This is a genomic window from Rhodococcus sp. NPDC057135 (assembly GCF_042670865.1).
Lineage (GTDB): Bacteria > Actinomycetota > Actinomycetes > Mycobacteriales > Mycobacteriaceae > Rhodococcus_F.
This window is the reverse complement of sequence record NZ_JBHUUU010000027.1, coordinates 22,271-29,687: the sequence shown is the minus strand read 5'-3', so window position 1 is coordinate 29,687 and position 7,417 is coordinate 22,271. Positions and strand designations below refer to the sequence as shown.

Annotated in this window: 8 protein-coding genes; 5 read left to right on the top strand and 3 right to left on the bottom strand. The window is 64.0% G+C overall.

Going from position 1 to position 7,417, the window contains the following annotated elements; genetic code table 11:
- Positions 1–37: 37 nt before the first annotated feature.
- Entirely contained in the window at positions 38–1,051 is a 1,014-nt protein-coding gene (locus ACFT1A_RS30435; RefSeq protein ID WP_003945273.1) for a 4-hydroxy-3-methylbut-2-enyl diphosphate reductase, read from the bottom strand.
- 152 nt (positions 1,052–1,203) lie between these two features.
- On the opposite strand from ACFT1A_RS30435, the gene ACFT1A_RS30430 reads away from it, so the two are divergent.
- From ACFT1A_RS30430 to ACFT1A_RS30420, 3 genes are read left to right on the top strand one after another with little or no spacing between them, the layout of a single operon-like run.
- Positions 1,204–1,803, top strand: coding sequence for a lipid droplet-associated protein (locus tag ACFT1A_RS30430; RefSeq protein WP_378450040.1), 600 nt, complete (start codon positions 1,204–1,206; stop codon positions 1,801–1,803).
- Positions 1,800–3,065: an exodeoxyribonuclease VII large subunit gene (xseA, locus tag ACFT1A_RS30425; RefSeq protein ID WP_378450039.1), complete on the top strand. Its 1,266-nt coding sequence runs from the start codon at positions 1,800–1,802 to the stop codon at positions 3,063–3,065. Before ACFT1A_RS30430 ends, xseA begins: the two co-directional genes overlap by 4 nt.
- On the top strand, positions 3,062–3,280 hold the full coding sequence (locus ACFT1A_RS30420) for an exodeoxyribonuclease VII small subunit (protein WP_003945276.1): 219 nt from the start codon (positions 3,062–3,064) through the stop codon (positions 3,278–3,280). Before xseA ends, ACFT1A_RS30420 begins: the two co-directional genes overlap by 4 nt.
- 22 nt (positions 3,281–3,302) lie before the next feature.
- Here the strand turns inward: ACFT1A_RS30420 and ACFT1A_RS30415 are convergent, their stop codons facing one another.
- Positions 3,303–3,872 (bottom strand): DUF4245 domain-containing protein, encoded by a 570-nt coding sequence (locus ACFT1A_RS30415; protein ID WP_378450038.1) that lies wholly within the window; start codon positions 3,870–3,872, stop codon positions 3,303–3,305.
- 180 nt (positions 3,873–4,052) lie between these two features.
- Between ACFT1A_RS30415 and glpX the strand changes: the two genes are divergently transcribed.
- Together glpX and ACFT1A_RS30405 are read left to right on the top strand one after the other, a co-directional pair.
- Positions 4,053–5,087, top strand: coding sequence for a class II fructose-bisphosphatase (glpX, locus tag ACFT1A_RS30410; protein WP_003945202.1), 1,035 nt, complete (start codon positions 4,053–4,055; stop codon positions 5,085–5,087).
- Between the two features lie 101 nt (positions 5,088–5,188).
- Positions 5,189–6,592, top strand: coding sequence for a class II fumarate hydratase (locus ACFT1A_RS30405; protein WP_378450037.1), 1,404 nt, complete (start codon positions 5,189–5,191; stop codon positions 6,590–6,592).
- 52 nt (positions 6,593–6,644) lie between these two features.
- Here ACFT1A_RS30405 and ACFT1A_RS30400 read toward each other — a convergent pair whose 3' ends face one another.
- Positions 6,645–7,364 carry an NADPH-dependent F420 reductase gene (locus ACFT1A_RS30400; protein ID WP_378450036.1) on the bottom strand — a complete coding sequence of 240 codons (720 nt, stop codon included), beginning with the start codon at positions 7,362–7,364 and terminating at the stop codon, positions 6,645–6,647.
- Between the last annotated feature and the right edge of the window lie 53 nt (positions 7,365–7,417).

Sequence of the window (7,417 nt, the reverse complement as noted above, 5' to 3'; positions counted from 1 at the left end):
CCTTCCATCTGGAAGGTGCCCCGCATTTTTTGTCGTTCTACGACGTGCGCGCTGCTCGCAATTCACGGGGAAGGGCGAACACCAGAGTCTCGTTGGCTGTGGTGACGGGCTGAACGTCGTTGTAACCGTGCTCGGCAAGAAGTTCGATCACACCGCGCACGAGCACCTCGGGCACCGAAGCACCGGACGTGATGCCGACGGTCTGAACTCCCTCGAGCCACGCGAGATCGACCTCACGGGCATAGTCGACCAGGTACGACGCGGCAGCGCCCGCACCGAGGGCAACCTCGACCAGGCGAACCGAGTTGGACGAGTTCCGCGAACCCACCACGATCACGAGATCGCACTCGGGAGCCATCGCCTTGACCGCGACCTGACGGTTCTGCGTGGCGTAGCAGATGTCGTCGGACGGCGGGTCCTGCAGATTCGGGAAACGCTCACGCAGGCGTGCGACGGTCTGCATCGTCTCGTCGACGCTCAGAGTGGTCTGGGAAAGCCAGATGACCTTCGACTCGTCGCGAACTGTAACCGCGTCGACCGAATCCGGGCCGTCGACGATGGTGACGTGATCGGGAGCCTCACCTGCGGTGCCTTCGACCTCCTCGTGACCTTCGTGGCCGATGAGCAGGATGTCGTAGTCGTCGCGAGCAAATCGCTTTGCTTCCTGGTGCACCTTCGTGACCAGGGGGCACGTGGCGTCGATCGTGCGCAAGTTGCGCTCGGCGGCCGAGTCGTGGACGGCCGGCGATACGCCGTGCGCCGAAAACACGAGCAACGATCCTTCGGGAACCTCGTCGGTTTCGTCGACGAAGATCACGCCCTGATCTTCGAGCGTCTCGACGACGTGGCGATTGTGGACGATCTCCTTGCGCACGTAGATGGGTGCGCCGTGCTTCTCGAGCGCCTTCTCGACGGTCTCGACCGCGCGGTCGACGCCGGCGCAGTAGCCGCGAGGCTCGGCGAGGAGCACGCGCTTGGCGCTGCCCTTGCGGGTGGACGGCGAATCAGCCGAGTGCGCGATACCGAGATTGAGAGGAACAGCCGAAGACATGTGACCAGCCTACTGGCACCTCGAACGTGAGACACTCCGGCAAACATGAACACCTCGTTTCACGCGCCGTTCGAGGGGTGCGAAGTGAACGAGTACGGCCGTCACAGGCAAGTCGGCTACCGATTGTCGGTGCTTTGCGGCAAGCTGTGGGAATGATCCGACCACCGTTCGTGGCGCGCGTTGCCGCGGGACTCGCCGTCACCGCGATGGAAGAGGCAAAGAAGTTGCCCACCACCGCCGTCGCCCTGCCGATGACCGCCGTGAGCCAGATGCTGCAGACAAGCATGCGTGTGCAGCAGTCGATCACCTCGTTGGCTATCAAGGGCGATCAGGCGTTTGCGCTGATCAACTGGTCTTCCGAGGACGAACAGCCCGAGTGGGCAGTGTTCGACGAGGACGCCGACGCGCCTGCTGACTCGACGTCTTCCACCGGATCGACCTCGGCTGACACCCCGACCAACGCCGGACGCTTCGCGCTCTACTCGCTCGAGCCGACCGCCCCCATCGAGGAGCCCACAGCCGGCGCCGAGTCCGAATCCACCGCAGTTACGTCGGACAAGCCTGCCGAAGAGCCCGAGATCGTCACCGAACTCGACTACCCCAACCTCACACTCGCACAGCTCCGTGCGCGCATCCGGACGCTCAGCATCGACGAGCTGACCGCCGTCCTGGACTACGAGAATGCGACGCTCGCCCGCGCACCGTTCCAGACCATGCTCGCCAACCGCATCACCACAGCCAAGGCAAAGTGACTTCCGCAACGCCCCCCGCTTCATCGCAGCGTTCGTCCGGCGCCAGTAGCGCTGAGCAGCCGTGGCCGGTCCGCACGGTTTCCGCGAAGGTTGCCGGCTGGATCGATCGGCTCGGCAGTATCTGGGTCGAAGGTCAGATCACCCAGATCAATGCACGCCCCGGCACCCGAACGGCATTTCTCGTACTGCGCGATCCGTCGGCAGACATGTCGCTTTCGATCACGTGCTCACCACAGTTGCTGCACAATTCGCCGGTGCCGTTGACCGAAGGCTCGCGTGTCGTGATGTTCGGCAAGCTCTCGTTCTACACCGGACGAGGAACTGTGTCGTTGCGTGTCACCGAGATTCGCGCCGTGGGTATCGGGGAGCTCCTGGCGCGTATCGAGAGACTGCGCGCTTTGCTCGCTGCCGAGGGCTTGTTCGATCCGAGACTCAAACGGCCGCTTCCGTTTCTGCCCGGCACGATCGGCCTCATCACCGGCCGAGCCAGCGCTGCCGAAAAGGACGTCGTCTCGGTCGCCCATCGTCGTTGGCCCGCAGTGGCCATCGCGGTGCGCAACACTGCCGTGCAGGGCCCGACCGCTGTTCCTCAGATCATCGAAGCGCTCGAGGAGCTCGACGCCAATCCGGTAGTCGACGTCATCATCCTCGCTCGCGGCGGCGGTAGCGTCGAAGATCTTCTGCCGTTCTCCGACGAGGCGCTGTGCCGCGCCATCGTGGCCTGTACGACGCCGATCGTCAGTGCCATCGGCCACGAGCCGGACAGTCCGCTCAGTGACCACGTCGCCGACCTGCGCGCAGCCACGCCCACTGACGCGGCCAAACGCGTCGTACCTGACGCGGTTGCGGAAGCTGCCCTGGTTTCGGATCTGCGTGACCGCAGCGCTGCGGCACTGCGCAGCTGGGTCAAGCGTGAGTCTCATCTGATCGAGCAGTTGCGTACTCGACCGGTCATGGCCTCACCGCTGTTGGCGGTGGATCGCCGCGCCGAAGAGGTCGAAAGGCTCCAAGCCGCGGGACGACGCGACGTAACTCGGCTGATCGACTCGGAGTCCCGAACTATCGAGCATCTGCGTGCCCGGCTCACCACTCTGGGCCCTGCCGCGACGTTGGCCCGCGGGTACGCCGTCGTGCAACGTGTTGTCCCCGACGGTGATCCGGAGGTTCTGCGCTCGGTCGAGGATGCACCACCCGGAACCCAGATTCGCGTTCGACTTGCAGACGGCGCCGTTCGCGCCGCAGTGATGGGAAGAGAAAAATGAGCAACGCCACCGACACCGACATCAACGAACTCGGCTACGAAGCCGCCCGCGACGAACTGGTGAGCGTCGTGAAGATTCTCGAACAGGGTGGCCTGGACCTCGACGCATCTCTCTCGCTGTGGGAGCGCGGCGAGGCGTTGGCCAAGCGCTGTGAGGAGCATTTGGCCGGCGCCAGGGCCCGCGTCGAAAAGGCTCTGGCCGAAGCGGACGAGTAAGGCCCGCTCCGACCGCAAAGCCCTAAGGGGTGATCGGCTGCGCTGCGCCGATCTTCTCGGCAAGAGTCCGGAACTCTTCCGGCGTCGCCGCGCCCGTCAGCAACAGGCGAACATCTCCGACGTCCGTGACCCAGATCGACTCGACACCTTCGCCGCCGAAGACATTCCACGTATCGGCACCGACGGTCTCGACTCCGGTCGCGAATCGCTGTCCACCGGCAACGTGTGACACCAACGGGAATTCCTCGGCGTTGCTCTGCGTCAGCTGAATGTAGCGACCGCTGGTCGTGATGAATCCCACAGTGCTCGAATCACCGCCGCCATCGCCGGAAATGATCTTGCGACTGCCGGAGTTCGGGGTCCACCCGTCCGGAACACCGGGATTACGGATGGGAAATCCGAGTTCCTTCGCGTCGTAGTTCAGAGCTGCGTCCACGTCGACGCTCGGGATCGGCCCCTGCGTCGGGCCTCCGGGACTGAACGTGCACTGGCTGGCGATGCCCGCAATGATGATGCAGAACAGCACCAACGGTACGAGAGACCAGACCATGTCTTTGTTGTCTTCGAGAATGCGGGGTTTCTTCGATGCCACACCCCCAGTATCCAGGTACTCCGCTCTGGATACGATTCCCGGTCCCCCTCCAGCGCGACAAAACGTCCGTGCAGCGACCCGACAGCGCACGTAGCCGCTCCCATCTGGGACAATGACGCCTGAAGAAACCACTGCGTCGACACACCCCGTCGACCGCGACCGCGCCAGGAGGCACCGCACATGACGGCCAGCAGCACTCATCGTGAGACCCCGGACCGTAACCTCGCACTCGAACTGGTCCGAGTCACCGAAGCCGGTGCTATGGCTGCCGGCCGCTGGGTAGGCCGCGGCGACAAGGAAGGCGGCGACGGAGCAGCCGTCGACGCAATGCGTCAGCTCGTCTCCTCCGTCTCGATGCGCGGCATCGTCGTCATCGGTGAAGGCGAGAAGGACGAAGCGCCGATGCTGTTCAACGGCGAAGAGGTCGGAAACGGCGACGGTCCCGACTGTGACTTCGCCGTCGACCCGGTCGACGGCACCACGTTGATGTCCAAGGGCATGCCCAACGCCATCTCCGTTCTGGCTGTTGCCGAGCGCGGCGCGATGTTCGATCCCTCGGCCGTGTTCTACATGGAGAAGATCGCTGTCGGACCGGACGCTGCAGATGTCATCGACATCAGCGCGCCGATCGCCGAGAACATCAAGCGCGTCGCCAAGGTCAAGAAGGCGTCGGTTTCCGACATCACCATTTGCATCCTGGACCGCCCGCGTCACAACCAGCTGATCCAGGACGTGCGCGACACCGGCGCTCGTATCCGGCTGATCTCCGACGGTGACGTTGCCGGCGCTATCGCCGCAGCGCGTCCGGAGTCCGGCACCGACATGCTCGTGGGCATCGGCGGAACTCCCGAGGGCATCATCGCCGCAGCAGCCATGCGCTGCATGGGCGGATCGCTGCAGGGCAAGCTTGCGCCCACCGACGACGAAGAGCGTCAGAAGGCCATCGACGCCGGTCACGATCTCGATCGGATCCTGTCCACCGAAGATCTCGTCTCGGGCGAGAACGTCTTCTTCTGCGCCACCGGCGTCACCGACGGTGACCTCCTGCGCGGCGTCCGCTACTACGGCGGCGGCGCCAGCACGCAGTCCATCGTGATGCGCAGCAAGTCCGGCACCGTTCGCATGATCGACGCGTACCACCGTCTCGAGAAGCTCCGTGAGTACAGCTCCGTCGACTTCGACGGCGAAGAGGGCGCGGTTCCCCCGACGTTCTGATGGGCTCCGCCCCGTGAGTGGTTGGGGAGTCCCTGCACTCCTCAACCGCTCACGGGGGACGTAGTCCCCTGCCCGCTCTCCAAAAGTGGCAATGTGGAGCCATGACGGAGAGCAACGATCAACAGTTCCGAATCGAACACGACACCATGGGCGAAGTTCGGGTGCCCATCGACGCACTGTGGCGAGCACAGACCCAGCGCGCGGTGGAGAACTTCCCGATCAGCGGGCGCCCCCTCGAGCGCACCCAGATTCGCGCAATGGGCTTGCTGAAAGCAGCGTGCGCGCAAGTCAACAAAGACCTCGGTCTGCTCGACGCGGACAAGGCCGACGCAATCATCGCCGCCGCGAACGAGATCGCCGAAGGCAAACACGACGATCAGTTCCCCATCGACGTCTTCCAGACCGGCTCGGGAACCAGTTCGAACATGAATGCCAACGAGGTCATCGCGTCCATCGCGAAAGCCGCCGGTGTGGACGTACATCCCAACGACCACGTCAACATGTCGCAGTCCTCGAACGACACGTTCCCCACCGCCACGCACGTCGCCGCCACCGAAGCGGCGGTCACCGATCTGGTTCCGGCACTGGAACATCTGCATGCCGCACTTGCCGCGAAGGCGACCGAGTGGAAGACCGTCGTCAAGTCCGGACGCACCCACCTCATGGACGCTGTGCCGGTCACGCTCGGTCAGGAGTTCGGCGGCTACGCGCGTCAGATCGAGGCCGGCATCGAGCGCGTCAACGCAACACTCCCCCGCCTCGGCGAATTGCCGATCGGCGGAACGGCAGTCGGTACCGGCCTCAATGCTCCGGACGGATTCGGCCCCAAAGTTGTTGCCGAGCTGGTCAAGTCGACCGGTGTCGACGCGCTGACTCCGGCGAAGAACAGTTTCGAAGCGCAAGCTGCGCGCGACGGACTGGTCGAGGCGTCGGGCGCGCTGCGCACCATCGCCGTCTCGCTGACGAAGATTGCCAACGACATTCGGTGGATGGGATCGGGTCCGCTGACCGGGCTCGGCGAGATCGCACTACCCGACCTACAGCCGGGTAGCTCGATCATGCCCGGCAAGGTGAACCCTGTCCTGCCGGAGGCAACCACACAGGTTGCGGCTCAGGTGATCGGAAACGACGCCGCCATCGCATGGGGCGGCGCTGCCGGAGCTTTCGAACTCAACGTCTACATCCCGGTCATGGCCCGCAACTTGTTGGAGTCGTTCACCTTGCTGGCCAACGTCTCTCGACTGTTCGCGGACAAGTGCGTGAGCGGACTTCTCGCGCACGAGGAGCACCTCAAGACACTCGCCGAATCGTCGCCGTCGATCGTGACGCCGCTCAACTCGGCGATCGGTTACGAGGAAGCCGCAGCTGTCGCGAAGCAGGCACTCAAGGAGAAGAAGACGATCCGTCAGGTCGTCATCGAGCGCGGACTCGTCCCGGACAAGCTGAGCGAGGAAGAACTCGACAAGCGTCTCGACGTTCTGGCGATGGCGAAGGTCAAGGACTGAAAATGGCCCCAAGGGTGGCGGTTTCCGAAGTGGAAACCGCCACTTTTTTGCCCTACACCGTGGTGGTTGCCCGCCACTCATCGGTACGCTCGGGGCTCGCCTCGGCCAACGCCTTCAGCGTCGCTTCACGATCGAAGTCCTTGCCGTACACCGGGGTTCCCGGCTGCTGACGCCAGGAGTCCTCGATCGTTCCGGCATCGACGGGATCGAAGCCCAACTGATTGATCAGATCGAACACGGCCTGCTTGTTCACGTCGTCGTCGCCGGCGATGGGTAGCGCAATGCGCCCCTCAGCACCTTCGGGAAGCCCCTTCTCGAGGAGATGCTTCCACCAGATTCCGTTGAATGCCTTGAACACCGGCACACCCAGGTGCTCCTGCACCCAGGCGCTTTCGGGCTGCCCGTCCTCGATGGCGGAGATCAATCCGTCACGCTGTTGCGGGTAGTAGTTGTTGGTCTCGATAACCGGCGCACCGGCGACAGCGCCGCTGAGGATCCCCGCCGGTAGATCGACCACGTTTTTCTGAGGAATGCTCACGATGACCAGTTCGGCACCCTCGGCGGCCTCGGTGCTGTGGACTGCCTTCGCACCCGTCTCGGCTTCCAACTCGGCAAGAGTGTCCGGTGTGCGCGAGTTCGAGACGCGTACGTCGTGTCCGAGCGCAGCGAGCCTGCGTGTGAGCGTGCCACCGATCTGACCGGCTCCGATGATTCCGATACGCATGATCCTGCTCCTTCGTCGTGTGCAGGGGTGATTGCACCACCGCTGCATTCGTCAACGACGACAACGCACCGGGTCATTCCGTACCGACCATTTCAACTCCC

What these genes read in the sequence shown, in the direction of transcription:
- glpX (WP_003945202.1), top strand. Translation starts at nt 4,053, where the DNA reads ATGACGGCCAGCAGCACTCATCGTGAGACCCCGGACCGTAACCTCGCA.
- ACFT1A_RS30420 (WP_003945276.1), top strand. Translation starts at nt 3,062, where the DNA reads ATGAGCAACGCCACCGACACCGACATCAACGAACTCGGCTACGAAGCC.
- ACFT1A_RS30430 (WP_378450040.1), top strand. Translation starts at nt 1,204, where the DNA reads ATGATCCGACCACCGTTCGTGGCGCGCGTTGCCGCGGGACTCGCCGTC.
- ACFT1A_RS30435 (WP_003945273.1), bottom strand. Translation starts at nt 1,051, where the DNA reads ATGTCTTCGGCTGTTCCTCTCAATCTCGGTATCGCGCACTCGGCTGAT.
- ACFT1A_RS30405 (WP_378450037.1), top strand. Translation starts at nt 5,189, where the DNA reads ATGACGGAGAGCAACGATCAACAGTTCCGAATCGAACACGACACCATG.
- ACFT1A_RS30400 (WP_378450036.1), bottom strand. Translation starts at nt 7,364, where the DNA reads ATGCAGCGGTGGTGCAATCACCCCTGCACACGACGAAGGAGCAGGATC.